Here is a 26,340-nt window from a genome sequence, read left to right on the forward strand (position 1 = left end):
TGGGGGCAGGGGGCAGTCTGGTGGGCGTGGTGCACGAGACGCAGGTCCTGGCGGGCTGGCGGACGGATCCACTGGCGCAGGTGTCGGACGTCATGGCGCGGGTTCGCAAGACGCACGCGGTCCGCAGCCAGCAGCGGCGGCTGGCGCGCCTGCATGGCAGGCGTGGGGGCAGGGAGAAGCTTTTCTGAGGGGCGAGGTCCTGGCAGTAGAGTGGGGCTCGCCGTGTCGGAAGCCCCGCCCACCGCCTGGACCGTGTACATGCTGCGCTGCCGGGACGGCACGCTCTACACGGGCGCCACCAACAACCTGGAGCGCCGCCTGGCCACGCATGGCCGGGGCAAGGGCGCCGCGTACACGCGGGCCCGGCTGCCGGTGACGCTGGTGTGGAGTGAGCCTGCCCTGGACCGGAGCGCCGCCCTGCGCCGCGAGGCCGCCATCAAGCGGCTGACGCGCGCGGACAAGCTGCGGCTGTTCGCGCGGCGCCCGGGACGGCGTTGACGCTCGTCCCCCTGGCTTGTTGGCGGAAGGGGTTCGCTTCAGGACGCGGGGTGCGCGCGGCGCGACAGTTGGCGCGGCGTCCGCGGGTGTTTCATCGCCTGCTGATGAAACGGCCGGGGCCTCCGGGTGGGTGTACGGACCGCCGGGGGCCGAATTAGGGTGTGGCCTGTCCTAGCAGGGGGATGTCCATGTCACGTTCTTGCTCGTTCATGTTCGCTTTGCTCGCCCTGGGTCTGGGGAGCGTGGGGTGCGGTGCGCCCAACCACCAGCCCGTCATCACCGCCGGACCGCGCCCCTTGGGCTCGCCGTCCACGCCCGGTGGGCTCAAGTTCGAGGAGGGCACCGTCATCCAGCTCCAGCTGGAGGTGACGGACGCGGACAACGACGAGATCTTCTTCCGCTGGACGCAGAACCCCTCGAACGCGGGCGGCGTGTTCAGCGACCCCCACATCGCCACGCCCACCTGGACGGCGCCAGCGCCGCCGGAGAACCCCAACCAGCCCATCTACCTCTACGTGGAGGTGGAGGACCACAACGGGGGCGTGCTGCTGGGCCAGTCACCCCCGCTCTACATCCTGCCGAAGCAGCAGTAGCGCGCCGCGCTTCAGGCGGCGGTGGCCGCGGGCGGCGGAGAGCCCGGACGCTGCTTCGCGCGGCTCCGGGCGCGCACGGCGACGAGGATGGCGGCCACCAGGCCCACGCCCGCGCCAATGGCCGCGCCCATCAGCTGCGAGTGCATCAGCGACGCCGTCACGCTGCGCACCACCTCCGGCAGGTTGCACATGGTCTGCGTGGCGAGCGGCGTGCTGTTGTTCCACTCGATGTAGGAGGGGGCCGCCAGCGACGCGATGAAGGTGCCCAGCAGCGTGCCGGCCAGGATGAAGATGAGGAACGTCTTGAGCATGGCCATGGTGGGGACCTCCTCGGCGGGTGGGCGGCGGGCCGTCCTTAGTATGCGCACGTCCGCCGCGAAAGGGGCGAAGGCATGCTAAGGGGGCGGGTGTGCCGCTCCTGCCACTCGCCATCCTGTTCGGGGTCGTCTCGCTCGTGTGCGCGGCCCTCCTGCTGACGCACGCCTTCCGCCGCAGCGTGGGCACGGGCGTCATGGTGCTGCTCATCCCCTGCTACATGCTCGTCTACGCGTTCAGCCAGTTCGAGCACCCGCGCAAGAACCTCATCGTCGCGGGCTTCGTGGCCAGCACCGTGCTGACGGCGGTGTTCCTGGGCATGGGCGTCCACGGCATCGCGGCGGCGGCGGCCCGCATGCCGCCCCCCGGCTTCTAGGCCTCCACGCATGACCGCGAGCCCCACGGGTGCCCGCTGTGGCCAGCATCCGGACGCGGCCGCGGTGGCCCTCTGCGCGCGCTGCGGCGGCTACCTGTGTGGCGCGTGCACGGAGGTGCTGGAGGAGACGGCGTACTGCGCGCCGTGCGCCGAGCGGCGCATCCGGAACATGCGCCCCGCGCACACGGTGCGGCTGGCATTGTTCGCCAACGCCGTGGGGTTTCTGTTCCTCGGCGCGCACGTGTGGCGGCTCGCGGGGCCAGCCCACGGGAGGCGGGGCGGAGGCCTGGGGATGCTGCTGGAGCTGGCGTGCACGCTGGCGGTGGCGGTGGCGGGCACCGTCCTCTCCACGCGCAAGCTGCGGCGCCATGAACAGGTGGGCGACCGGGGCCTCGCCCTCCTGCTGCGCGTCGTGTCCGCGCTGAACCTGCTGGGGCTGCTGGCGTGGGGCGCGCTCGTCGCGTTCTTCGTGCTGTCACTGGGGCGGTGATACGCGGGGCGCCGCGCGTCAGACGCCGCGCTCGTTGGGGTCCCAGAGGTACTTGTGCATCTGGAGCTGGAAGCGCACCGGCAGCCGGTCCTCGATGATCCACTCCGCCAGTTGGCGCGGGTGGAGCTTGTCGAAGATGGTGGAGAACAGGACGCTGTAGGGCTTCTGCCCCAGCTTGTGCTCGGTCACGAGCGCGCGCGCCCACTCGTAGTCCACGCGTGAGCCGATGACGATCTTCAGCTCGTCGTTGGCGTTCATGGACGTGAGGTTGCGGTAGTCGTTGCGGTCGCACTCGCCGGACGACGGCGTCTTCATGTCCACGATTTTATGGACGGCCGGGGGCACGAGCCGCACGTCGATGGCGCCGCTCGTCTCCAGCAGCACCTTGAGGCCCGCGTCCAGCAGCGCCTCCATCAGCGGATACACGCCGGGCTGGAGCAGGGGCTCGCCGCCCGTGACCTCCACGGTGGGCGTGTTCCAGGCCAGCGCCTTCTCGACGACCTCGGGAATCTTCATGCGGCTGCCGCCGTGGAAGGCGAACTCGCTGTCGCAGTACGTGCAGCGCAGGTGGCAGCCGGTGAGGCGGATGAAGCCGCACAGCATGCCGGCGTGGGACGACTCACCCTGGAGTGAGAGATAGAGTTCCTTCACCACGACGGAGTCAGCGGTGGGGACGCGGCGGGGCTCGATGTGCGGGCGTGCGGCAGGCATGGCGTGCGGTGCGAAGGGGCGCATCAAGCGCACCCTTGGGGGGAGGGGGTCAAGCCCGGCGGGCCTTCACCCGGTCGATGAAGGTGTCGATGAGGTGGCGCGCGATGCTCAGGCGGGGCGGGATGCGCGGCAGGTCGTCCACGCCGAACCAGCGCGCCTCGGCGATCTCCTTGCCGTCCACGACGACGTCGCCGCCCGCGTACTCGGCCATGAAGCCCACCATCAGCGAGCGGCCGAAGGGCCACGGCTGGCTGCCGAAGTAGGTGACGTCCTTCAGGTCCACGCCCACCTCCTCCTTCACTTCGCGCAGCACGGTCTCCTCCAGCGACTCGCCGGCGTCCACGAAGCCGGCCACGGTGCTGAAGAAGGGCTCCGGGAAGGACGCGTTGCGCGCGAGCAACATCTCATCACCCCGGGTGATGAGGACGATGACGGCCGGAGCGATGCGCGGATAGAACGGCGTGTGGTCCACCGGGCAGCGGCGCGCCCGTTCGCCGGGCACGAGCTGCGTGGCCGCGCCGCACCTGCCGCAGAAGCGGTGGTTCAGGTCCCACTCGCAGATGGAGAGCGCGCGGCCCGCCACGGCGAAGGTCGCCTCGTCCACCTGCTTGTAGAGCGAGCGGGCGGGCACGAACTTCAGCCCCTCCGGCGGCGTGAAGTCCCCGGGCATGGGCGCCGCGTAGCAGTCCGTGTCGTCGAGCATGCCCAGGAAGTGGGCGCTGGCCGAGGACTCCGGCAGCGCCGAGCCCCGGGGCAGGTCGAGGCGGCCGTCATGCTCGGACACGAGCAGCTCCATGCCGCGCGTGGCGAACAGGAGCGCGGTGTCGCGCGAGCGGGCGGGCGGTTCGTAGCCGGGCTGGAAGCGTTTGAGGGGGCTCACGGGGCCACCTTAACGGACGGCGCGCCGGGACGCCGCGCGCTATGCTCCGGCCGCCCGCCATACCGGGCACTGCCCGCCTGGGAGCCTTCGACCGTGAACGCCCTCATCCTCCGCATCGTCTGCGGCCTGCTCTTCGCCGGAATGGTGCTGGGCGTGGCGACCCATCCCCCGAAGGACCTCACGCAGGGGCTGGGGATGATGCTGCCCGCGACGATGCTGCTGGGCGTGGCGCTGAAGGGGCCGAAGGGGCGCTCCACGATTCCGAAGAAGCGCTCGCCTCCGGCGCCGCCCGTGTCCGGGGGAACGCCCGGCGTCTGAAGCCAACGTCAGTAGACGTTCATCAACTCCACGTCGAAGACGAGCACGGCGTTGCTGGGGATGACGGGCGCGGAGCCGCGCGAGCCGTAGCCCAGGTCGGAAGGGATGACGAGCTTGCGCTTGCCACCCACGCGCATGCCGATGAGCCCCTCCTCCCAGCCCTTGATGACGTCGCCATTGCCCAGAACGAAGTCGATGGGCTCACCGCGCGCGCGGCTGTTGTCGAACATGGAGCCGTCCGGCAGCCAGCCCGCGTAGTGGACGTACACGTAGCTCTTGTTGACGGCCTCCTTGCCGGTGCCCACGACCAGGTCCTGCGTGTAGAGCCCGGACTCGCTCTTGTTCATCGCGGACAGGTCCACGCCCAGGGACTCGGCGTAGGTCACCTTCGCGGGGTCACCCGAGGACGATGAATCGTCATCACCACAGCCGGCCAGGGCCAGCACCGCGCACAGCAGAAGGGAACGAAGCATGGCCCGCAGCCTGCCGCGCGCGAGCCCCGTGGGGAAGGGGGGCACGCATGGCCTGCCCGCCCGGACGGTGATGGGCGCGCACGTCCTGCTTGAAGCGCGTCCAGGCGGGGCATATCCGTTGCGCCGCCCGCCATGCAGACGCCTTCCGAACCCGCGCCTTCCGCTTCGCTTCGTCCCTCGCTCGTCTGGCTGATGGCGGTGGCCGGCGCCGTCACCGTCGCGAACCTCTATTACAACCAGCCCCTCCTGGGAGACATCGGCCGGACGCTGGGGGCGGACGGGAGCGCACTGGGCCTGGTGCCCACGCTGACGCAGGTGGGCTACGCGGTGGGCATGCTGTTCCTGGTGCCGCTGGGTGACAGCCTGGAGCGTCGCAAGGTCATCCTCTTGCTGTGCGGCTGCGTGGGCGTGGCGCTGGTGGTCGCGGGGCTTGCTCCCAGCCTGCACGTGCTGGTGGCGGCGAGCTTCGCCATCGGCGTCACCACGGTGGTGCCGCAGATGCTCATCCCGTTCGCCGCGCAGCTCGCGGCGCCTTCTGAGCGCGGGCGCGTGGTGGGCACGGTGATGAGCGGGCTGCTCATCGGCATCCTCCTGTCGCGCACGGCGGCGGGCTTCGTGGGCACGCACCTGGGCTGGCGCACCATGTTCTTCGTGGCCGCGGGGCTGATGGGGGTGACGGGCGTCGTGCTGCGCTTCATGCTGCCCTCGGCGCCGCCGGTGGCCGCCATGCCCTATCCGCAGTTGATGCGGTCGCTCATCCACCTGGCCCGCACGGAGCCGGTGCTGCGGCTGCACGCGCTCTTGGGCGGACTGACCTTCGGCGCGTTCAGCGCCTTCTGGGCCACGCTGGCGCTCTACCTGCGCTCACTGCCCGGGCACTACGACGCGCAGGTGGCGGGCCTCTTCGGCGTAGTGGGTGTGGCGGGCGCGGTCATCGCGCCGCTGGTGGGGCGCTTCGCGGACAAGGGCGCTGGCCGTCGCATCAACGCGCTCGCCATCGCCGTGCTGCTGGCGTCCTTCGTCGTGCTGTGGCTCTGGGGGCACTCGCTGTGGGGCATCGCGCTGGGCGTGGTGCTGCTGGACCTGGGCGCGCAGGCGAATCAGATCGCCAACCAGGCGCGGGTGTACTCGCTGCGGCCCGATGCCCGGAGCCGGCTCAACACCCTCTACATGGTGACGTACTTCGTGGGCGGCGCCGCGGGCGCGTGGGCGGGCATGATGGCCTGGACGCGAGCGGGCTGGCCGGGCGTGTGCGCGGTGGGCGCGGCGATGTCGCTCACGGCGCTGGTGGTGGTGCTCTGGAGCAGCCGCCGTCTGCCGGCGGCCCAGGCCTCCGCGACCTGAAGCCTCAGAGGTCGCGCTGCATGTGCCGGTGGGGGATGCCCACCTCGACGAAGGGCTCGTCGTACACGGCGTAGCCCAGCCGTTCGTAGAAGGGGACGACGGGGGCCCGCGCGTGCAGGTGCACGTGGCGGAACCCGCGCTTGCGAAGCTCGTCCTCCAGCGCGCGCACCAGCTTCGCGCCCAGGCCCCTGCCCTGCAGGGACGGCAGCACCGCCATCTGGAAGAGCCGGCCGCTGTGCGCGTCCTCCGGATTGAAGAGCACGCAGCCCTGCACGACGCCGCCCGCGTGGGCCACCAGGTGGAGGCTCTCGCTCTCGAAGGGGAACTTCACGTCCTCGCGGGCATGGCCCAGGGGCTCGCGCAGCACGCGGAAGCGCAGCTCCAGCTCACCCTCGTAGAGCGGATGGCGGGGGTCGATGAAGTCGAAGCGGAGGTCAGTCATGGCGCGGGAGTCTGTCAGAAGCTGCCGGTGAGCTGGAGGTTGAACGTGCGGCCGTACTGGGGCACGGGGCCCGCGGACACGTCATCGCTCACGACGAAGGCGTAGCGCGAGTCGAGCAGGTTGTTCACGCCCGCGAAGTATCGCAGCCGGCCGTAGTCTCCGGACACGCCGAAGCCCACGAGCAGCGCCTCCCCGCTGTCCGCGCCGGCGACGCTCGGCACCCGGGCGCTCTGGTAGGTGGCCTGCGTGGCGATGCGCATGTCGCCGTTGCCCACGGGGAGCAGGAAGCGCCCGGAGGCCAGGTGCGCGGGCGCGGCCTCCACCACGTCCTGCGAGGCGTTGCGCAGCGTCACGTACGAATAGCTCAGGTCCACCAGCAGCCAGCGGCCCGGCTGCCAGTGCAGCCCTGCCTCCGCGCCCCACGCGAGCGTCTCACCGGCGTTGTTCGCGTAGACGAGGCACTGGGTGGGCGCGCTCGGGGTGCCGCACGCGGGCGTGGCCGCGGACTCGGTGGTGAGCGTGACGAGCTGGGAGATGCGGTTGTGATAGCCCGCGACCGTCAGGCGCAGCTCGTTCGTCAGGTCGTGCGAGTGCTCCACCTCGAAGGTGGTGATGGTCTCCGGGTTCAGCTGCTTCGCGGGGCGCTGGGTGAGGAGGTTGTCCTCGTAGAACAGCTCGTAGACGTTGGGGGCGCGGAACGCGCGGCCGATGACGAGCTTGGTGAGGCCCTGCTCATACGGCCGGCCGATGACCGCGAGCCGGGGCGTGAGCGGCAGCGAGTCCAGGTCGGAGTACATGTCCACGCGGAAGCCCAGGGACAGGCTCAGGCGCGGGTGCAGGCGCCACTCGTCCAGCGCGTACACGGACACGAGCGAGCGCGTCCGCGAGCCCAGCGACGCGGCCACCGCCGGGCCCACGCTCTTCTGGTCCACGCGCAGCTGGGCCTGGCCCTCCACGCCCACGGTGAGGCGGTTGGCTTCGGACAGGACCGCCAGCAGGCGCGCCTCGCCGGTGAGCCAGTCCGCGGCGCCGGAGTCGGTGTTCGTCGCCGAGCTGTCGCCGCCGTCGTAGTTCCAGTGGCCCTCGTAGCGGCTCAGGTCCAGCGCGCCGCGCAGGGACAGGACGAAGCGCTCGGACAGGGGGCGCTCGTACTTGGCCTCGGCGAAGCCGCGCACGTCCTGCACGCGCGTGCCCTGCGCGCCCACCACGGTGCCATAGGGCGCGGTGGGCACGTCCTTGCTGCGCCCATGCAGCCGGGCCACCAGGGACAGGTTGCCCAGGCGCGCGCGCAGCGAACCGGTGCCGGCCTTCTCTCCGTCCAGGCCGGTGACGATGGGGCCCGGGTCGCCCAGGCGGGTGGTGTCCGCGCCGTGGGCCTTCATTCCCGCGAGGCTGAAGAGGATGGAGCGCTGGGGGTCCTCCCACGACGTGGTGGCGTGCACGCGCGTGGAGCCCATCGCTCCCACGGCGCCGGTGATCTCCAGCCGCCGGTCCAGGCCCAGCGACTCGCGCGGCACCACGTTGATGACGCCGAAGAACGCGCCCGTGCCGTACAGCGCGCTGCCGGGGCCGCGCACGACCTCGATGCGCTCCACCTCTTCCAGGTCCACGCTGAGGTCATGCGCCGCGTAGCCCTGGCCGGCCCACACGTCGTTCATCGCGTGGCCGTCCCAGAGGATGAGGATGCGCGTGTTGAGGTCGCCCGGCGGCGAGAAGCCGCGCACGCCCAGGTACGTGTACGTCCGGTCGTCGGTGAGGAAGAAGCCGCGCACGCCCGCCAGCGCCTCCGCCAGGGTGCGCCAGCCGAACGCGCGCAGCTCCTCCGGCGTGAGCACGGTGGTGGAGGCGGGGGCCTCGTCCACGGACAAGAGGCGCTTGGACGCGGCGCGCACCGGGGGCGGCTCGTAGCGCAGGGTGGCGTGGACCTTCACCTCCTGGTCGGGGACGACGGTGACCTTCTGGCGCACGGGGCGCACGTCGCGGCTCTCCACCTCCAGCACGTGCTCGCCCTGCGGGAGGGTGACGACGGTGGGGGTGAAGCCCGCGGGCCGGCCATCCACGCGCACGGTGGCGCCGTCGTGGTTGGCGGTGACGACGACGCGGCCGCTGGGCGCCGTCTGGGCGGTCAGCGTGACGGCGAGCGGCAGGGTGCCTTCGGCGGGCACGTCGATGACGTACTGGCCGGGCGCGTGTCCGGGCGCGCGCACGTGCAGCACGCGCTGGCCCGGAGACAGGCGCAGCTTCGCGGGGAGGCGGCCCAGGACGGGGCCGGTGGGGCTGTCACGGACCTCCGCGCCCTCCGGTGAGCCGGTGATGTCCACCATGCCGGTGATGAGGCCCAGGTCCAGGTCCACGGGCACCTCCCGGCCCCGCACGAGGGTGACGGTGGCCTCGGTGGGGCGGTAGCCGGACTTCTGGACCAGGACCTTGTGGCGGCCCGGCGACAGCGCGAGCGTCTGCGGCGAACGGCCCCGGCTGCCCAGGTCCGCGCGGTCCACGAAGACCTCCGCGCCGCGGGGATTGGTGGTGACGCGCACCAGGGCGACCTTGGGGCGCAGCCGCTCCAGCGAGCGGGTGACCTCCGAGGCGTCCTCGGCCGGCAGGTCCTCGCCGAGCAGGTCGTTGTAGTAGCGGTACGCCTCGTTGAACTTGCCCAGCGCCTCGAAGCAGCGCGCGATGTTGAAGAGGACGTTGCGGTTGGGGACCAGCCGGTAGCTGGTGAAGTACGAGCGCAGCGCCTCCGTGTAGTTGCCGTGGGAGTACGCGTCGTTGCCCAGCTCGAAGGCGATGTCCGCCTCGTCCGCGTTGTTGTCCGCGAGCGCGGGACCGGCGGTGAGGAGCCAGAGGGACAGCAGCCAGGGACCGAGGAGGAACGCACGCATGAGGACGCCAGCATTCTTCCCCCGATACGGTGTCAGGTCCATGACACTGGAGCGCCCGGGAGGGCACCGCACCCCCGGCGTGGGTCAGCGGGCGAGCGCCGCCGCCAGCCGCCGGGCCGCCGCCTCCAGCGTTTCCGGCGGAAGGTGCTCCGCCGGGGCCGCGTCGAAGGCGCCCCGACCCCGGAGGTGGGACGGGGTGTCCGCGAAGCGGGGGACGAGGTGCAGGTGGAAGTGGCGGAGCACGTCCCCAATGGCGAAGGCGTAGACGTGCTCGGCGCCGAGCACCTCGCGCTGGGCGCGCATCACCCGGGCGGCGAACGGCCCCAGCTCCCGCGAGGCCGTCTCGTCCAGGTCATACCAGCCGCGCACGTGTTGCTCGCTGGTGAGCACCACCCAGCCCGGGACGGGGCTGGGGGACGCCACCCCGTGGAGGACGAGCCCGGGCGCCCGCGCGAGCACGCCACCCGGTGGGTGGACCTCTCCACGAACGATGGCGCAGCCCAGGCAGGGGTCGTTGACGTCTGACATGGCGAGTCATCCTAGTTCAAGGCGCTTGGCAGCCCTTGGGTAGAATTTACCCCACCTTGACGGCGTGGGCCCGGGTCGAGGAGTGTCCGATTTCCGCCCTTTTGGGAGCAGCTGGGGCGTGAAAATTCCGTCATAAATGCAAGGTGGGGACGATGAAGAAGCATGTGCTGATGGCCGTGTTGCCGCTGCTGGCTTGGGGGTGCGGTGACGCGACTGACGCGGACAACGATGGTGTCGCTGATGGCATCCGTGATCCGAACAACGTGTCGGTGGTGGTGCCTTCCACGCCGAAGGGCACGGTGTCGGGCCAGGTGCTGAGCACGACGCTGCAGCCGATCGCGGACGTCTCGGTCGCGATGACGATTGGCAGCCAGCCGACGGGCAAGTCGGCGACGACGGACGGCAGCGGCAACTTCGTGATGACGGACGTGCCGGCGGGCGCGCAGGTGCTGCTGACGTTCAGCAAGGGCGGCTACTCGACGCTGCGCGCGACCTCCACGGTGCCGTCGGCCGCGGGCACGGTGCCCATCAACAACGGCAACGCGAGCTTCGGTCCGGTGACGCTGACGCAGCTGAACAGCTCGCTGTCCGTCACCGTGGTGACGCCGCAGGGTCGTCCGGCGGTGGGCGCGAAGGGCGTGCTGGAGGTGGACAAGGCGGGCTCGGTCATCCTGAGCAACTACGACTCCGTCTCCTCCGTGATCAGCAAGGTCTACGTGGAGGCCACGGCGGACGCCAACGGCGTCCTGAACTTCACCGGCATCCCGTCCGGCGTGGAGCTGGCGCGGCTGAACGGCACCTACAGCCTCTGGATCGCGCCGATGGACACCAACGGCGACGGGGTCGTGGACACGGGCGGCTACACGAAGAGCTACTCGGGTGGCTCCATCGTGGGGTCGCAGGCCACGACGCTCGCGCAGCTGTCCTTCTCGAAGCCGACGGGCGCGGGTGCGCTGAACATCGAGGGTGGCAACGTGTCCAGCCTGAAGGGCGCCGCGGAGGTGGATCCGCTCCGCAACATGGTGCGTCCTGGCGAGCCCATCTACGTGTACTTCAACCAGCCGGTGCAGCCGGGCTCGGTGTTCGTGCGCCTGACGGACGAGTACGCCAAGGAGTCGCTGCCGGTGACGGCCGCGGTGAACGTCGGCGGTTACTCGGCGACCATCACCCCGGGCAACGGCATCGTGCAGGAGGGCAAGGAGTACAACATCTTCGTGCGCGCGGTGGCCGCGGAGGGTGGCAGCAACTACAGCCGCACGGGCTTCTTCTTCGGCGGCGACCAGTCCGCGCCGAGGGCGGTGACCATCGCGGAGCTGCGGTACCAGGAACTGTCGCTGCCGCCGGCCATCGCCGCGACGCAGCTCAATCCCGGTGAGACCGTGTACGTGAACTTCAGCGCGCCCATCGCGAAGCAGGTCGGCCAGTCCGTCCAGGTCTTCTTCGCCACCGACATCGACAACAACGGCACCATGGGTGGCAACTCCTTTGGTGAGCTCAACAACTACAGCGGCCAGGGCTTCCCGCTGGAGATCAACGAGCCGACGAAGCCCTATCAGACGCGCACGCCTGCCGAACTGCCGGTGTTCGGCATCCAGGCGTCCGGGTACAGCACCCGGTACTCCTTCGTCTACGGGGGCACCGTCGCGCTCAACCCGAGCCAGACGAGGCTCGTGGTGGGGTTCAGCAACCTGGCGCCCGTCCTGGGCACCAACGATGTCTATGAGTCCATCTGGGGCCAGCCGATCAACACGGACCTGGAATCGACGAACATCGCCCTGCAGCCCGCGCCGACCCCTGCTCCTTGAGCCTTCCTGCGTCAGCCTGACGTAGGCGGTTGAATTTTCCCGGATGCCCCCGTGAAGCCCATGCTTCGCGGGGGCATCTTCGTTTCCAGCTGTCCCCGAGGTGGGATCCTCCCGTCTTGAATGGAGACGTGTCCCCGCGTCGCTGGACGCGCAACGTCCCGAGGATGCATACGGAGCATGTCTGCTTCCGGATGGACTCCTTCTTGCTCAGTCGCGTCACCATGAAAAATCTCAGCCTCATCTGGATGGCGATGCTGCTGATGCCCGCGGCATGCATCGAGATTCCTGACCTCGCTGTCCCACCCGAGACGCCTCCAGGCAGTGACGCAGGAATGGGCCCGCAGGAGCAGGAGCCGATTGGCATCCAATGGGTGTCACCCGTGGAAGGGGCAACGGTCGGAAGCATCGTGAGGTTCCAGATTCAACTGACGGGACCAGCGCCTGACAGTGTGGAACTGCTCGTGGATGGCACCGCGGTCGCTACCTTGGAAGAACCCTTCGTTCTGGATTGGGATACTCAATCCATCTCAGAGGGCCCACATGCATTCGTCATCCGTGCACGCCAGGGAGTGCAGGAGTTCTTGAGTACCCCGCGCCAGTTGATGACGGACCGGACGAAGCCACGCATGGTCGCCCAGGCTCCTCTCAACGATGCCTCGGAGGTTTCGATCCTGGCGACCGTGGAAGCCACCTTCTCGGAGGCGTTGGATCCGACCACGGTGAATGAACAGTCAGTCCAATTGATGGTGGAGACCACGCGTTTGGAGGCAGCAGTCCTTCTTTCGGGAGATGGAAGGACCTTGACCTTGAACCCGACCTCACCGCTTCCGGTGAATCAGAGGGTGCGGGTGGCGATGGCGGACACGGTCGCCGATTTCGCTGGGAACAAGCTCGACTCTGCGTCCCTGGACTGGTCTTGGCTTGTGCCCACGCACCTCCACCTGGGTGCTCCCCTCACGGCCTTTCCCGGTCGGAGCCATATCGAGAGCGCCTCCTACGGAATGGGTGCGGACCTGCGTCCCATTGTTGCGTGGACAGACGCCGGGGAAGAGACACTCAAGGTTTATGTCCGGCGATGGGGTGGGAGCTCATGGGAGGCCCTGGGGACGCCCATGAGCTCAGGCAGGGTGACCAATGCCTACCAATGCGCACTCCAGGTGGATGTGGATGGAAAGCTGACGGTCGTGTGGTTCGAGAACATGAATTTCAAGGACTACGAATGGTTCGTCAGGCGCTGGAACGGACAGTCCTTTGAACCCTTGGGCCCCACATTGACCCCCGTCGTGCAGGGAGCCTCTGTGATGGACTGGCGCTTGGCTCAGGGAGCGCATCCGTATCTCACCCTCGCATCCCTGGAGGCGGGTGATGGGTGGAAGAGCATCTACGTCCGCCAATGGCGCGATGGAACCTGGGGGCAGTTGGGAGTCGGCATCGAGTTGCGAGCGAACTCGATCGTGGACTCCTTCTCCATGGATGTCGATGGCCAGGGATATCCATTCGTTGTGCTGAGAGAGCAGATTGGAGGGATTCCCTCGAACACCGCGATGCGGTGGACTGGAACCGAGTGGCAGGACATCGGATCCACCTTGTCAGGCCGTTCGACGGCCCTGTCGTTCGACGCCAGCAATGCTCCGCTGGTGGCGACATTGGATACGCTCACGGGCAAGCCAAGGACGCTCCTGCAGAAGTGGACGGGAAGCGCTTGGGAGCCATGGGGTGGAGCGTTGGAGGCTCTGCCGGGCGTGGACAGCACGACCGTGGCTTCGGTGAAGCTGGACACCCAGGGGCGTCCGGTCGTGGCGCTCCATGGTGTGACGGGGAATGACGCCAACAGGTCTGGCAAGGGCCAGGTGCGACGGTGGAACGGGACTCAATGGGAGGCGCTTGGTGGGATCTTGAATCCGTCGCCCGGAATGATCCCCTACAGCCGTCCGATGCTCGGAATGGTCGCGGACGACGAGCCGCTCCTCACGTGGATTGAAGTGCCTCCTCCGGTGTACTCGGTGGGAGGGAGGGTCCACGTGTATCGCCTCAACCACTGACCCCCACCCCCAGTCCCTCCGCCCACCCACACTGTCGTCCGCTGTGTCCCTGTCGCCCGGCGGACAGCGGACCTACCCTGCGATACGTCCAGGGAAATCTTGCGAGAACGGGCGCTTTTGGGTGGACGTGTTTAGATTCGCTCCGCCCCTCCCCTGCATGCGAGGCCTCTGCTCCATGAAGAACGCGGTCCTGACATCTCCAGAGGGTGAGCCAACCGCGAGCGGTGGGCCCGCTCCCGTGAACTCCGCCAAGCAGCGCGTCCTCGTCGTCGACGACTTCGACGACGCCCGCGAGATGTACGCCGAATACCTGGAGTTCTGCGGGTTTGAGGTGGACACCGCGAAGAACGGCCTGGAGGCCGTGGAGAAGGCCCAGGAGGGGGAGCCGGACATCATCCTCATGGACCTGTCCCTCCCCGTCATGGATGGCTGGGAGGCAACGCGGCGCATCAAGCAGGACACCCGCACCCGCGACATCCCCGTGATGGCCCTCACCGGCCACGTGCTCGCCGGCAACGCCGAGCACGCCCTGTCCGTGGGCGCGGACGAGTTCGTCGCCAAGCCCTGCCTGCCCCAGGACCTGGAGAACAAGATCCGCAACATGCTCAAACCCAGCAAGGCGAAGCCCCGCTCGGGTCAGGAGTAACCCCAGGCTCTGCTCCGCAGTGTCCATGGGTGGACACTCGGGTGCGGCACCCTGCACCAGGACGGGCTCCCGCGGGCCCCCTGGTTGACCCCTGGACGCGGGAAACGTAGGCAACCCTGGTGGGCTCTCCCGCCTCGTCCTCTCCACCCGACGCGTGGACTCCTCCAGAGGAGTTCGACGAATACCGCATCGTGCGGCCGCTCGGGCGGGGGCGCACGGGCCGGGTGTACCTGGCGCACGACACGCTGCTGGAGCGCCCCGTCGCGGTGAAGTTCATCCCGTCGCTGGGCTCCAACGCGCTGGCGCGCTTCCTGGTGGAGGCTCGCGCCGCCGCCCGCATCCAGCACCCCAACGTCGTCACCCTGTACCGGGTGGGACAGCTGGAGGATCAGCCCTACCTCATCTCGGAGTTCATCCGGGGCGTCAGCCTGGACCGGCTGGCCCGGCCCGTGCCCTGGGAGCGCGCGCTCGGCATCGGGCGGGACCTGGCCAGGGGCCTGGGCGCCGCGCACCGCCGGGGCGTGCTCCACCGCGACATCAAGCCCGGCAACGCCGTCCTCACGGAGAGCGGTGAGGTGAAGCTGCTCGACTTCGGCCTGGCCAAGCTGCTCGACCGCGCCGAGGCCAGCGAGCCCACCCCGCCGCGCGCGCCCCTGCCGCCGCCGGAGCTGCCCGCGGACTGGGATCCGGAGTCCAGCCCCGCCCTGGGCGCCCGCTCGCTGGACGGCGTCTTCCTGCCGTCCCTTCCGCGCGGCGCGCTGGTGGGCACGCCCTACTACATGTCCCCGGAGGCCTGGGCCGGCGAGGAGCTCACCGCTCGCAGCGACGTGTACTCGCTGGGCGTCGTGCTCTACGAGCTGTGCGCGGGCAGGGGCCCCTTCCGCGACGTGCCCTGGCGCGAGCTGTCCGAGGCCGTGCGCACCCGCGACGTGCGCCCCCTCCTGGAGGTGGCCCCGTCGGTGGACCCGGGCTTCGCCGCCGCCATCGACAAGTGCCTGAAGCGCGACCCGGCCCAGCGCCACGCGTCCGCCGCGCAGCTGCTCGACGCGCTGGAGGCGCTGACGCGCGAGGAGCTCCCGGCCGTCATTCCAGAGGGCAATCCCTACCGTGGACTCCGGGCCTTCGAGGCCGAGCACCGCGGCCTCTTCTTCGGCCGCCGCCGCGAGCAGCGCGCCGTGCTGGAGCGGCTCAAGGCGGAGGCCTTCCTGCTGATGACGGGCGACTCCGGCGTGGGCAAGTCGTCCCTGTGCCTGGCGGGCATCCTCCCCGCCGTGGCGGACGGCGCGCTGGAGGACGGCCGGCGCTGGCGCACCGCGCGGCTCGTGCCCGGGCGCAGGCCCGTGTCCGCGTTGGCCGTGGCGCTCGCGCCGGTGCTGGAGGTGGAAGAGGAGCCGCTCGCGGAGACGCTGCGCCAGGACCCCACCTCGCTCGGCCGCAGGCTGCGCGCGAAGCTGGGCACGCAGGGCGGGCTGCTCGTCTACATGGACCAGTTGGAGGAGCTGGTGACGCTGTCCCCGCCGGAGGAGGCCGCGCTCGCGGGGGCCGCGCTGGGGTCGCTCACGGAGGCGGCCGGGGGCTTGAGGCTGCTCGCCACCGGCCGCAGCGACTTCCTCACCCGCCTCACCGCCGTGCCCGGCCTGGGCCCGGAGGTCCCGCACGCGCTGTACCTCCTGCGCGCGCTCACGCCGGAGGAGACGCGTGAGGCCATCGTCGGTCCCGCGCGCGTGAAGGGCGTGAGCTTCGAATCCGAGGCCGTGGTGGACGCGCTCGTCGCCTCCACGGCGGCCTCCGACGGCGGCCTGCCGCTGCTCCAGTTCGCGCTGGCGGAGCTGTGGGACGCGCGCGACGAGTCCCGCGGCGTGATGACCCAGGCGGCGCTCGACTCGCTGGGCGGTGTGTCCGGCGCGCTCGCCCGGCACGCCGACGCCGCGGTGGCCCGCCTGCTGCCCGACCAGCGCTCGGCGGCGCGCGGGGTGATGCTGCGCCTGGTGACGGCGGACGGCACCCGCGCGCGCAAGACGGACCGCGAGCTCGTGGGCGACGACCCCCGCTACCGCGCGGCGCTGGAGGCCCTGGTGCGCGCGCGCCTGCTCGTGGCGCGCGAAGGCGAGGGCGGCGCCGCGTACGAGCTGGCCCACGAGGCGCTCCTCACCGGGTGGGCCACGCTGGCGCGCTGGCTGGTGGAGGCGGGCGAGCGCCGCGAGGTGCAGGCCCGCCTGGAGGCCGCCGCCGCGCAGTGGGAGCGCCTGGGCCATGCGCGCGAGTCGCTCTGGGGCCCGCGCCAGCTGGCGGAGACGGAGCTCCTGGAGCCGTCCGAGCTCACCCAGCGCGAGCAGTCCTTCCTCAGCACCTCGCGCCGCACCGGCGTGCGCAGCCGCCGCCTCAAGGTGGGCCTGGTGCTGGGCTTCCTCGTGTCGCTGGGGCTCGTGTACGCGGGCCTCCAGTGGCGCGAGCGCCGCATCCTCGACGTGCGCGTGCGGGGCGAGCTGGCCTCGGCCGGGTTGGAGCTGGACGCCGTGCGCCGCGAACGCGACGCGCTCCAGGCCGAGCGCGCGGAGGCCTTCCAACTCTACGACACCGGCCACAAGGCGGACGGCGACCGGAGCTGGGCGAAGGTGGCGGGCCACGGCGCCCAGCTGTCCCACCACTTCGACGCCGTGGCGGACCGGCTGGAGCGCGCGCTGGCGCTGGCCCCCACCCGCACCGACGTGCGCGACGCGCTGGCGGACTTCCTCTACGAGCGCGCCCTGTGGGCCGAAAGCGAGCGCGAGCCCGTGCTGCCCGCGCTGCTCCAGCGCCTGCGCCTCTACGACCCAGACGGCGTGCGCTGGAGCCGCTGGAACACGCCCGCGCAGCTGTCCCTCCAGGTGGACGCGCCCGGTGCCTCCGCGGAGCTGCGCCCCGTGTCGCGCGAGGCCACGGGGCCGGAGGTCGTGGGCGAGCCCCTGCCTTCCCCGGGCGCGCTCCCCTGGACCGGCCTCACCGTGCCTCCGGGGACCTGGCAGCTCACCGTGCGCGCCCCGGGCCACGAGGCGTCGGTGCAGCCGCTGCTGCTGACGCGCGGGGAGTCGCGGAACGTCGTCCTGCCGCTCGTCCGCGCGGGTTCGCTCCCGCCGGGGTTCGTGTACGTGCCCCCGGGCGACGTGCGCTTCGGCAGCGCCGCCGAGTCCAGCGTGCGCGACTTCTTCAACGCCACCCCGCTGCACACCGTGCCCGTGCAGGGCTTCCTCATCGCCCGTCACGAGACGACGTACGCGGACTGGCTCCAGTACCTGGCGGCCCTGCCCGCGGGGGAGCGCGCCTCGCGCCAGCCTCGCGTGGGCACGGGCGGCTACGCGGGAGGCCTGGCGCTGGAGCCGGACGGCAATGGCTGGCGCCTGCGCTTCCAACCCGGCGGCGAGCGGTACACGGCGCGGACGGGCGAGCCCGTGCGGTACGCCCGGCGCTCGCAGCGCACGGAGCAGGACTGGCGCCAGTTCCCCGTGAGCGGCATCAACTTCGCGGACGCGGAGGCCTACGTGACGTGGCTGTCCACGTCCGGCCGGGTGCCAGGGGCCCGGCTGTGTTCGGAGCTGGAGTGGGAGCGCGCCGCGCGCGGCGTGGACGGCCGCGAGTACCCTCACGGCAACCGGCTGGGTCCGGACGAGGCCAACGTGGACGTCACCTACGGCAAGGACCCGGGCGGCTTCGGCCCTGACGTCGTGGGCAGCCACCCCGCGTCCCGCAGCCCCTTCGGCGCGGACGACATGGCCGGCAACGTCTGGGAATGGACGCGCTCGTGGCTGGAGCCCGGTCGCCCGGTGGCCCGGGGCGGCAGCTTCGCCTTCAACGTGACGAGCGCGAGGTCCTCCAACCGGGAGCTGCCGGAGGCCTCACTGCGCGACGTCACGGTGGGCCTGCGCGTCTGCGCGGACCCGCCCGTGTCCGGCGGCTGAGCACCACCGGACACTGGAACCCCCCGGGAACCGCTGGCATCACCCCGGGGTCTCCTCCAACTGGAAGCCACTGGACGCTGCAAGTGCCCGGACGGGCTGCGCGCGGTTGCCGCTCCCGCCCACCGGACGGACCTTGTGCCCTGTAACGCGGTGCGGGTCGGGGTCGGGGCAGGGAAGGGGCATCCAGATGAGGACGTTGCAGCGAGTGGTCGCGGCGTGTTTCGCCGTCGTGGCGGTGGGCTGTGGCACGGAATCGTTGGAGCCCGAGGCTCCCTCCCTGCGCACGCAGGTGGCGGAGCTCGTCTCTCCCAACGGGCGCAACCTCAATGGACGCAACCTCAACGGCCGCAACCTGAACAACAGCGAGCTGGGCGGCATGCTGGTGTCCGTGGCGTACGCGGGCGCCACCTCCGCCTCCGGCAAGACGCTGACCAACGTGCGGCTGCAGGGCTCGGTCTTCGTCGGCCTGGACGGCCCCAACCCCGTGACGGGCACGGGCTTCACCGGTGCACGCTTCGTCGGCAAGCTGGGGGACGGCTCCACCCTGCCCGTGCGCGTGGACGGCATCACCCAGGGCAGCGGCGGCGACAGCGAGCTGTGGTCCTACCAGGTCTCCTACCAGGGCTCGGACGGCAGCTGGCGCGCCGTGTGCCAGGACGCGAACGGCGCGGCGCTCCCCGCCATCGCCGTGGCCAACCGCTGGAACTACCTCCAGGGCGTGGCGGGCGGCGGTGAGAAGATTGAAGACGCCACCGCCTTCACCTTCGCCTGCGAGGGCGCCGCCATCGCGAAGTGCATGCACTTTGGTTACAAGCCCTGGGCCACCGTCAACGGCCAGAGCCTCGCGGGTCACCATCAGGCCTGCACCCGCATGGTGCGCGCGGACTTCTGCGGCGACGGCGCGTCGCACACCACGGATGGCCAGTGGGTCAACCTCTACGACGGCGTGGGCATCCAGACCGACTCCGAGTCCTGGAGCCTGGAGGCCGAGTGGAACGAGGCCGGCGCGCGCTGCTTCACCTCGGAGACCCGCGCCCACGAGCCCGTGACGTGCTCGGGCTTCAACCCCATCCCGGACTGCGGCAGCACCAGCCACTTCCAGTCCGGCACCCGCCTCATCAGCGAGGCGCCTTCCGGGGTCAGCGGGCTGTAGCCTGACAGGTTACAGCAATCCCAGACTTGTAACGGACTAGGTTACAAAATCTGGAAGTCGATAATTGTCAGTGTTTCATGTTATGAGAACGCTCCATTCGCCTCCGTGTCGCAAGGACCGGAGGGGCGTGGGGCGTTTTCCGCATTCACGGAGGGGGACGGAGCCGGTGTGTCCGGGGTTCCGCGCACGGTGAGGGGGAGGGTGCCCCATCGCGAGGCTGTCGTCGCGGTATCCCCGTCGTGAGTGGAGCACACCCCATGAAGCCTGAGCTGTCCCTGCTGTGGAAGCATTCCCGGAAGCGTCTGCCGTTCGCGCTCCTGGCCTCGTCTCTGGCGGTGGGCTGTGGCCAGCCCGCCCCGGAGACGTCCGAGACTCCCGCGCCTGCCGCGCCCCAGGCGGACTCCTCCGCCCGGGCCGTGGACCCGTCCGGCAACCTGGAGGTGGCGCTCGGTACGGCCCTGCAGGCCCTGGAGGGGGACGCGGCGCGCCCGGTGGTGGAGTCCCTCTTCGCGATTCCCCAGGGCTCGGCCAGCAAGTCCACGGCCACGGTGTTCCAGCTGAAGCTGGACCCGAGGCGCGCGGAGAACGAGGCGTTCCGCGGCGGGACGCTTTCGATGGCGGACGAAGCGCAGCAGCTGACGTTCCGCGACGACGGCCAGGCGGGCGACGCGGTGGCGGGGGACCTGCTCTTCACGGCCTCCGGCACGTTCGACTTCGTGGCGCTCCAGGCCCAGCAGCAGCGCATTGCCCAGGCGCAATCCCAGTCGCCCACGCAGCTGACCACGGCCGTGTTCGAGAACCGCCAGCTGGTGCGCACCGTGCCGGTGACGGCGCTGGGCACGCAGTTCCCGGTGGGCCAGCCCGTGCCCATCCAGCCCATTGGCCTGGCGTCGCTGGTGGACCCGGCGCGCTCGCTCATCATCCGCGCGCCCTCCGTCGTGAACGACACGACGCGCACGTATGACCCGTGCACCGGCGTGGGCAACCCGACCGGCAAGTGGACGTTCAACTACCTGATGACGGAGATGGCCAACCAGCCCTTCACGGGCGTGGCCCCCTCCACCTTCGTGCGCGAGTGGCTGCGGCAGTGGGAGCAGCCGCGCACCATCAACGGCTTCGTGAACCCGCCGCGCTCGTCCATCGCGGGGAACCTCATCGGCCCCTGGCCGAAGCTGGCCTCCGGTGAGCTGAACCTGGCGAGGTCGCCGTTCAAGCTCATCGCCATCGTGAACCGGCTGGACCTGGCCGGCAGCAACCCGGCCTACGGCGCTGGCGGCGCGGGCGAGGGGCGCTTCATCTTCGCGGCCACCACGGGCACGGGCTCCAGCTGCTACACGGTGCCCTTCCTGGTCATCCTGGAGTACGGGGTGGACAAGAACGGCTGCGCGGCCATCAAGACCTACGCGCAGCAGTGGCAAGCCCTGTCCGGGCTGCCGCTGGGCAGCGCGTCGTACAACGCGGCGCTGGAGGCCCTGACGGAGCAGTTCGCCAGGCGCGACCTGTCCCCGCGCAAGCCCAACCGCAGCTCCATCAACCAGGTGCGCACCAACGAAGACTGGCTGGCCCACCCGTGGGAGCTGCGCGAGTTCCGCCTCTGGAACGGCTCCATCAACCCGAACTCGTACTCCACCACGCCGCCGCCGGTGCTGGGGCTGCTCAACAGCCACACCGTGGCCCAGACGCCGGACCGCACCCGGCAGACGACGCTGTTCCCGGCCTACGTGAACGCCAACACCGGGCCCATCATCGCGGGCACGTACTCCGTCCCGCTGCCGTGGGCCGGCGGCACCTTCCGCTCGGGCCGCGCCGTCGTGACGAACCCCGTGGCCACCCCGCCGTTCTGGAGCCTGCCGGCGTCCAGCATCCCCAACCGTCAGGCGCGGCACGTCTTCTCGCTCAACACCTGCGACGGCTGCCACGGTGACGAGCTGGGCACGAACTTCACCCACGTGAGCTGGACCGGCGCGCTGTCGCCGTTCCTCAGCGGCGCGCTCACCGTGCCGGACCGCGCGGACGGCACGCCCGTGCGCACCTTCAACGAGGTGCTGGCGCGCCAGACGTTCCTGGACCAGATGGCCAACCAGAGCTGCCTCACCTCGGCGTTCGTGACCGCTGCGCCGAGCGTCCACTGAGCCCCGTCCAGAGGTGAAGGAAGCGTGAAGAAAGCGCGGCCTCCGTTCCCTTGTGTGGGGCGGAGGCCGTCGTCTTTCCAGCCGCCGTTCGCATGCCTCCCCGCCTGTCAGGGGGACGGGCCGTGTGTGTTCTCCAGGTTCACGCCCGGTGGTGGCACGACTTCCCCGGCCGGGGAGGCGGCACCACGTTTACCCGGCCCCGGGGACCGCCCCGGGTGGAGCTCCAGGGCCAATGGCCCCTGGGGGCCGGGGAGGCAGGCCGTGGGACGCACCGAAGAGACAGCGGGTCTTCGCGCCCGGCGCACGGGTTCACGGTGGGGAGCCGTGCTGGCCATCTTCTGGCTGGCCGGCGCCTGCGGACAGCGCTCCCAGGAGGTCGCCGCGCCCACCGCGCCGACGGTGGTGTCCCTGGGACCGGAGAACGTGGTGCGCGTGGAGCCCATGACGCTGGAGAACGGGCCCGTCGTCTCCGGGACGCTCCAGGCGCGGCGGCTGGCCAGCGTCCGCGCGGAGGTGGGGGGCAGCATCCTGGACGTGACGGCGGACCACGGCGAGACGGTGAAGGAGGGGCAGCTGCTGGCGCGCGTGGAGGAGCACACGCTGCGTGAGCAGGTGCTGGCGGCCAGCTCCAATCTTCGCGTGGCGCGCAACGCCTTGCAGGTGGCGAAGGCGGATGAACAGCGCAACCAGACCCTGGTCAACCAGGGCGTCATCACCCGCCGCGACTTCGAGCGCGCGCAGCTGTCGCGGACGCAGGCGGAGGGGCAGCTGGCGCAGGCGCAAGCGCAGCTGAAGCTGGCGCAGGACCAGCTGTCGCGCACGAAGGTGGTCGCGCCCTTCACGGGCGTGGTGAGCGAGCGGCAGGTGAACGCGGGCGACATCGTCCAGCCGGGCGCGCCCCTCTTCACGGTGGTGGATCCGGAGACGCTGCGGCTGGAGGCCTCCGTGCCCTCGGCGCAGCTGGGCCAGGTGAAGGTCGGCACGCACGTGGACTTCCGGGTGAATGGCTACGCGGGCCGCGCCTTCAAGGGCGAGGTGGAGCGCATCAACCCCGCGGTGGATCCGGCCACGGGACAGGTGCGCATCTACGTGAGCATCCCCAACAGCGAGCAGACGCTGCTGTCCGGCCTGTTCGCGCTGGGGCGCGTGGCGTCCCAGTCCAAGGAGGCGCTGGCCGTGCCGGTGGACGCGCTGGACACGCGCCAGGAGCCGCCCACCGTGCAGCGCATCTCCAACGGCAAGGTGGAGGAGGTGGCGGTGACGCTGGGCCTGCGGGACGACGTGGAGCAGGCCGTGGAGGTGCGCTCGGGGTTGAAGGCCGGGGACGTGGTGCTGCTCGGCTCCGCGCGCGACCTGACCAACGGCACGCCCGTGAAGCTCACCGCCGCGCCGGAAGGTCCGAAGCAGCAGCGGCCCGGCTCTCCACCGGAGGCCTGGCAGGGCGTGGGCGGCGCGGGCAACGCGTCCGGCGGCAGTGGCCCCGCACGGGCTCCGGCTGCGGCCGGGGCTCCCACGCCCCCGGCCCAGGCACCCGCGAAGTAGCGGCGAGGCGTCTCCACTTCTTGAAGAAGCACCGCAGGAGTCGTCCGTGTTCATCTCCGACTTCGCCATCAAGCGCCCCATCATCACCATCACGGCGATGGTGGCGCTCGTCGTGTTCGGCATCGTCGCGCTCATCAACCTGGAGACGGACGAGTTCCCGGACATCCAGCAGCCGGTCATCAACGTCACCATCGCGTACCCGGGGGCCTCACCGGAGACGGTGGAGCGCGAGATCGTCGAGCCCATCGAGGACGCCATCTTCGCCATCTCCGGTGTGGACGGGAAGAAGACCACGTCCAGCTCCACGGATAGCCTGGCGAACTTCACGGTCTTCTTCGACTTCGAGAAGGACGTGCAGGAGGCGTCGCAGGACATCCGCGACGCCATCTCCAGCAAGCGCGCGGACCTGCCGCAGGAGATGGAGGAGCCCATCCTCACGCGCTTCGACCCGGCGGACCAACCCATCGTGTCGCTGGTGCTGACGTCGGACGCGCTGGACGTGCCCGCGCTGTCGCTCATCGCGGACCCCGTGGTGGTGGGGGACTTGCGCTCGGTGCCGGGCGTGGCGCAGGCCACGGTAGTGGGCGGCGTGGACCGGGAGATGACGGTGCAGGTGCGGCCCGCGGCGCTCCAGGCGGCGGGCCTGTCGGTGGCGCAGGTGGTGGCGGCGCTCCAGGCGCAGAACCTGGCGGCGCCGGTGGGCCGGCTCAACACGGAGTTGCAGGAGCGCACCATCCGGCTCAAGGGCCGCCTGGAGACGCCGGAGGACTTCGCGCAGGTGCCCATCGCGGAGCGCAACGGGCGCACGCTGCGGCTGGGCGAAGTGGCGGACGTGTTCGCCGGCACCGAGGAGCCGCGCACCCTGTCGCTCTACAACGGCGCGCAGGCGGTGGGCATCGAGGTCATCAAGGCCAAGGGCTACAGCACCACGGAGGTCGCGGACGGCGTGCGCGAGCGGGTGAAGACGCTCCAGCAGCGGCTGCCCGCGAACGCGAAGCTCGAGATCGTCCGCGACGCGGGCACGCGCGTGGAGAACTCCGTCGTCAACGTGCAGCAGGCGCTGATTGAGGGCGCGCTGCTCACGGTGCTGGTGGTGTTCCTGTTCCTCAACTCCTGGCGCTCCACGGTGATTACCGGCCTGGCGCTGCCCGTGTCCGTGCTGGCGTCGTTCGTGAGCGTGTGGGCGTTCGGCTTCACGCTCAACACGATGTCGCTGTTGGGCCTGACGCTGGCCATCGGCATCCTCATCGACGACGCCATCGTGGTGCGCGAGAACATCGTGCGGCACGTGGAGATGGGGAAGGACCACTACACGGCGTCGCGCGAGGGCACCAACGAGATTGGCCTCGCGGTGGCGGCGACGACGTTCTCCATCGTGGCGGTGTTCGTCCCGGTGGCGTTCATGTACGGCGTGGCCGGGCAGTGGTTCAAGCCGTTCGCGCTCACCATCGCGTGCTCGGTGCTGGTGTCGCTGTTCGTGAGCTTCTCGCTGGACCCCATGCTCAGCGCGTACTGGCCCGATCCGCAGGTGGAGAAGGGCGAGCGGCGCAACTTCATCTCGCGGGGGCTTGCGCGCTTCAACCACTGGTTCGACCGGCAGGCGGACCGCTACAAGGGCGTCATCGCGTGGGCGCTGGACCACCGGCTCGCGATGGTGCTGCTGGCGGTGGGCTCGCTGGTGGGCGCGGTGGCGCTGCAGGGCGTCTTCGGCGGCGCGGGCTTCGTGCCGGTGAGCGACCGCTCGGAGATTGAGATGCTGGTGGAGACGCCCGCGGGCTCCAGCCTGGACTACACGCGGCGCAAGGTGGAGGAGGTGTCCCGCCTCACGCGCCAGCACCCGGAGGTCGCGTACACGTACACGACCATCGGCGTGCCGCTGCCCCTGCGCTCGCCGGGCGTGGATCAGGCGCTGGTGTACGTGCGGCTCAAGCCGAAGACGGAGCGCAAGGCCAGCCAGGAGGTGCTGGGCAAGACGCTGCGTCAGGAGCTGCTCGCGGTGGGCGGCGCCAACGTGTCGGTGTTCACCAGCGGCTTTGGCGGGGCCATCAAGTCCATCCAGCTGGAGCTGCGCGGGCCGGAGTCCAAGGGGCTCAACCAGTTCGCGCAGCAGGTGATGAAGGAGGTGAAGCAGGTGCCGGGCGCGGTGGACGTGGGGCTGTCCACGCGCGGGGAGAAGCCGGAGCTGGAGGTGGAGCTGAACCGCGGCGTCGCGGGCCAGCTCAACGTGACGGTGGGGCAGGTGGCGCAGTCGCTGCGGCCGGCCTTCGCGGGCCTGGACTCCGGCGACTGGGTGGATCCCATCGGTGAGACGCGCGACGTGATGGTGCGGCTGGCGCCCCAGTTCCGGGAGACCCCGTCCCAGCTGTCGCAGCTGCCGCTGGTGGTGGGCACCAGCGCCACGGGCGCGCCGGTGGTGGTGCCGCTGGGACAGGTGGCGACCGTGAAGCAGACGGTGGGCCCGGCGCAGATCGACCACCTGAACCGCGAGAAGGTCATCAACGTGCAGGCGAACGTGGCGGGGCGGTCGCTGTCGGAGGTGATGGGCGACGTCCAGACGCGGCTCAAGGCGGTGAAGGTGCCGCCGGGCTACGAGGTGTCCACGGGCGGCGAGTCCGCGGACCAGCAGGAGGTGTTCGGCCGGGTGTTCCTGGCGCTGGGCGTGGCGGTGATGTTGATGTACCTCATCCTCGTCATCCAGTTCGGCTCGTTCATCGACCCGCTGGCCATCCTGGTGTCGCTGCCACTGTCGTTGATTGGCGTGGTGCTGGCGCTGGTGGTGACGGGGGACACGCTGAACATCATGAGCCTCATCGGCGTCATCCTGCTGATGGGCATCGTCGCGAAGAACGCCATCCTGCTCATCGACTTCGCCAAGTGGCAGCACGAGAAGGGCATGCCCTTGCGCGAGGCCTTGATTGAAGCGGGGCGCATCCGCTTGCGGCCCATCATCATGACGACCTTCGCGCTCATCGCGGGCATGGTGCCGGTGGCGCTGGGACACGGCGAGGGCGGCGACTTCCGGGCGCCGCTGGGCCGCGCGGTGATTGGCGGCGTCATCACGTCCACGCTGCTCACGCTGCTGGTGATCCCGACGGTGTATGAAATCCTGACGGACGGCCGCGCGTGGATGACGGGGAAGCTGCGCCGCGTGTTCAAGGTGCGCGGTCAGGCGCACGGGCCTGCGCACGGCGGCGGCGAGCCCCGGCCCCAGCCTCAGGCCCGGCAGGACTGACGC

The 26,340-nt window shown here is 70.6% G+C and carries 21 protein-coding genes and 1 pseudogene; 15 read left to right on the forward strand and 7 right to left on the reverse strand.

The window, feature by feature from the left end; genetic code table 11:
• The 3 genes and pseudogenes from D7W82_RS17805 to D7W82_RS17815 form a co-directional block, all read left to right on the forward strand.
• Nucleotides 1-188, forward strand: a pseudogene (locus D7W82_RS17805) (hypothetical protein); the annotation flags it as partial.
• Between the two features lie 70 nt (nucleotides 189-258).
• Nucleotides 259-498, forward strand: coding sequence for a GIY-YIG nuclease family protein (locus D7W82_RS17810; protein ID WP_120589891.1), 240 nt, complete (start codon nucleotides 259-261; stop codon nucleotides 496-498).
• Nucleotides 499-686: 188 nt separating this feature from the next.
• On the forward strand, nucleotides 687-1,091 hold the full coding sequence (locus D7W82_RS17815) for a hypothetical protein (RefSeq protein WP_147439374.1): 405 nt from the start codon (nucleotides 687-689) through the stop codon (nucleotides 1,089-1,091).
• 11 nt (nucleotides 1,092-1,102) lie between these two features.
• Here the strand turns inward: D7W82_RS17815 and D7W82_RS17820 are convergent, their stop codons facing one another.
• Nucleotides 1,103-1,408, reverse strand: a complete 306-nt coding sequence (locus tag D7W82_RS17820) for a hypothetical protein (protein WP_120619503.1) — start codon at nucleotides 1,406-1,408, stop codon at nucleotides 1,103-1,105.
• Nucleotides 1,409-1,500: 92 nt separating this feature from the next.
• Here D7W82_RS17820 and D7W82_RS17825 point away from each other — a divergent pair, with 92 nt between their 5' ends.
• Nucleotides 1,501-1,782 carry a hypothetical protein gene (locus D7W82_RS17825; RefSeq protein ID WP_014393299.1) on the forward strand — a complete coding sequence of 94 codons (282 nt, stop codon included), beginning with the start codon at nucleotides 1,501-1,503 and terminating at the stop codon, nucleotides 1,780-1,782.
• Nucleotides 1,783-1,792: 10 nt separating this feature from the next.
• Entirely contained in the window at nucleotides 1,793-2,272 is a 480-nt protein-coding gene (locus D7W82_RS17830) for a hypothetical protein (protein ID WP_120619504.1), read from the forward strand.
• Nucleotides 2,273-2,290: 18 nt separating this feature from the next.
• On the opposite strand, the gene D7W82_RS17835 is transcribed toward D7W82_RS17830, so the two are convergent.
• Together D7W82_RS17835 and nudC are read right to left on the reverse strand one after the other, a co-directional pair.
• On the reverse strand, nucleotides 2,291-2,983 hold the full coding sequence (locus D7W82_RS17835) for a radical SAM protein (RefSeq protein WP_120619525.1): 693 nt from the start codon (nucleotides 2,981-2,983) through the stop codon (nucleotides 2,291-2,293).
• A 49-nt stretch (nucleotides 2,984-3,032) separates the two neighbouring features.
• Nucleotides 3,033-3,863, reverse strand: a complete 831-nt coding sequence (gene nudC, locus D7W82_RS17840; protein ID WP_120619505.1) for an NAD(+) diphosphatase — start codon at nucleotides 3,861-3,863, stop codon at nucleotides 3,033-3,035.
• A gap of 93 nt (nucleotides 3,864-3,956) precedes the next feature.
• Between nudC and D7W82_RS17845 the strand changes: the two genes are divergently transcribed.
• Nucleotides 3,957-4,181 (forward strand): hypothetical protein, encoded by a 225-nt coding sequence (locus D7W82_RS17845; protein ID WP_120619506.1) that lies wholly within the window; start codon nucleotides 3,957-3,959, stop codon nucleotides 4,179-4,181.
• 8 nt (nucleotides 4,182-4,189) lie between these two features.
• Here the strand turns inward: D7W82_RS17845 and D7W82_RS17850 are convergent, their stop codons facing one another.
• Entirely contained in the window at nucleotides 4,190-4,654 is a 465-nt protein-coding gene (locus D7W82_RS17850) for an FKBP-type peptidyl-prolyl cis-trans isomerase (RefSeq protein ID WP_199727774.1), read from the reverse strand.
• Between the two features lie 132 nt (nucleotides 4,655-4,786).
• Here D7W82_RS17850 and D7W82_RS17855 point away from each other — a divergent pair, with 132 nt between their 5' ends.
• The gene (locus D7W82_RS17855) at nucleotides 4,787-5,998 is read left to right on the forward strand and encodes an MFS transporter (protein WP_120619507.1); all 1,212 of its coding nucleotides are present in this window, start codon (nucleotides 4,787-4,789) and stop codon (nucleotides 5,996-5,998) included.
• A 4-nt stretch (nucleotides 5,999-6,002) separates the two neighbouring features.
• Here D7W82_RS17855 and D7W82_RS17860 read toward each other — a convergent pair whose 3' ends face one another.
• The 3 genes from D7W82_RS17860 to D7W82_RS17870 all read right to left on the reverse strand — a co-directional run bounded on the left by D7W82_RS17860 (nucleotide 6,003) and on the right by D7W82_RS17870 (nucleotide 9,850).
• Entirely contained in the window at nucleotides 6,003-6,440 is a 438-nt protein-coding gene (locus tag D7W82_RS17860; RefSeq protein ID WP_120619508.1) for a GNAT family N-acetyltransferase, read from the reverse strand.
• Nucleotides 6,441-6,454: 14 nt separating this feature from the next.
• Nucleotides 6,455-9,322: a TonB-dependent receptor domain-containing protein gene (locus tag D7W82_RS17865; RefSeq protein ID WP_120619509.1), complete on the reverse strand. Its 2,868-nt coding sequence runs from the start codon at nucleotides 9,320-9,322 to the stop codon at nucleotides 6,455-6,457.
• Between the two features lie 84 nt (nucleotides 9,323-9,406).
• On the reverse strand, nucleotides 9,407-9,850 hold the full coding sequence (locus D7W82_RS17870) for an HIT family protein (protein WP_120619510.1): 444 nt from the start codon (nucleotides 9,848-9,850) through the stop codon (nucleotides 9,407-9,409).
• A gap of 152 nt (nucleotides 9,851-10,002) precedes the next feature.
• On the opposite strand from D7W82_RS17870, the gene D7W82_RS17875 reads away from it, so the two are divergent.
• From D7W82_RS17875 to D7W82_RS17910, 8 genes are all read left to right on the forward strand, one after another.
• Nucleotides 10,003-11,655 carry a carboxypeptidase-like regulatory domain-containing protein gene (locus D7W82_RS17875; RefSeq protein WP_120619511.1) on the forward strand — a complete coding sequence of 551 codons (1,653 nt, stop codon included), beginning with the start codon at nucleotides 10,003-10,005 and terminating at the stop codon, nucleotides 11,653-11,655.
• 191 nt (nucleotides 11,656-11,846) lie between these two features.
• Nucleotides 11,847-13,697 (forward strand): Ig-like domain-containing protein, encoded by a 1,851-nt coding sequence (locus tag D7W82_RS17880; RefSeq protein ID WP_158617689.1) that lies wholly within the window; start codon nucleotides 11,847-11,849, stop codon nucleotides 13,695-13,697.
• A 175-nt stretch (nucleotides 13,698-13,872) separates the two neighbouring features.
• Nucleotides 13,873-14,343, forward strand: a complete 471-nt coding sequence (locus D7W82_RS17885; RefSeq protein ID WP_014393311.1) for a response regulator — start codon at nucleotides 13,873-13,875, stop codon at nucleotides 14,341-14,343.
• Between the two features lie 119 nt (nucleotides 14,344-14,462).
• The gene (locus D7W82_RS17890) at nucleotides 14,463-18,278 is read left to right on the forward strand and encodes a bifunctional serine/threonine-protein kinase/formylglycine-generating enzyme family protein (RefSeq protein WP_120619513.1); all 3,816 of its coding nucleotides are present in this window, start codon (nucleotides 14,463-14,465) and stop codon (nucleotides 18,276-18,278) included.
• 187 nt (nucleotides 18,279-18,465) lie between these two features.
• A complete protein-coding gene (locus tag D7W82_RS17895) occupies nucleotides 18,466-19,431 on the forward strand; it encodes an ADYC domain-containing protein (protein ID WP_120619514.1) in 966 nt (321 codons plus the stop codon).
• A gap of 257 nt (nucleotides 19,432-19,688) precedes the next feature.
• Nucleotides 19,689-21,563 carry a hypothetical protein gene (locus D7W82_RS17900; RefSeq protein ID WP_120619515.1) on the forward strand — a complete coding sequence of 625 codons (1,875 nt, stop codon included), beginning with the start codon at nucleotides 19,689-19,691 and terminating at the stop codon, nucleotides 21,561-21,563.
• Nucleotides 21,564-21,824: 261 nt separating this feature from the next.
• Nucleotides 21,825-23,105: an efflux RND transporter periplasmic adaptor subunit gene (locus tag D7W82_RS17905; protein WP_120619516.1), complete on the forward strand. Its 1,281-nt coding sequence runs from the start codon at nucleotides 21,825-21,827 to the stop codon at nucleotides 23,103-23,105.
• Nucleotides 23,106-23,151: 46 nt separating this feature from the next.
• The gene (locus D7W82_RS17910; RefSeq protein WP_120619517.1) at nucleotides 23,152-26,337 is read left to right on the forward strand and encodes an efflux RND transporter permease subunit; all 3,186 of its coding nucleotides are present in this window, start codon (nucleotides 23,152-23,154) and stop codon (nucleotides 26,335-26,337) included.
• Nucleotides 26,338-26,340 lie beyond the last annotated feature (3 nt).

This window comes from Corallococcus sp. CA049B, assembly GCF_003611685.1.
In the GTDB taxonomy this organism is placed as follows: domain Bacteria; phylum Myxococcota; class Myxococcia; order Myxococcales; family Myxococcaceae; genus Corallococcus; species Corallococcus coralloides.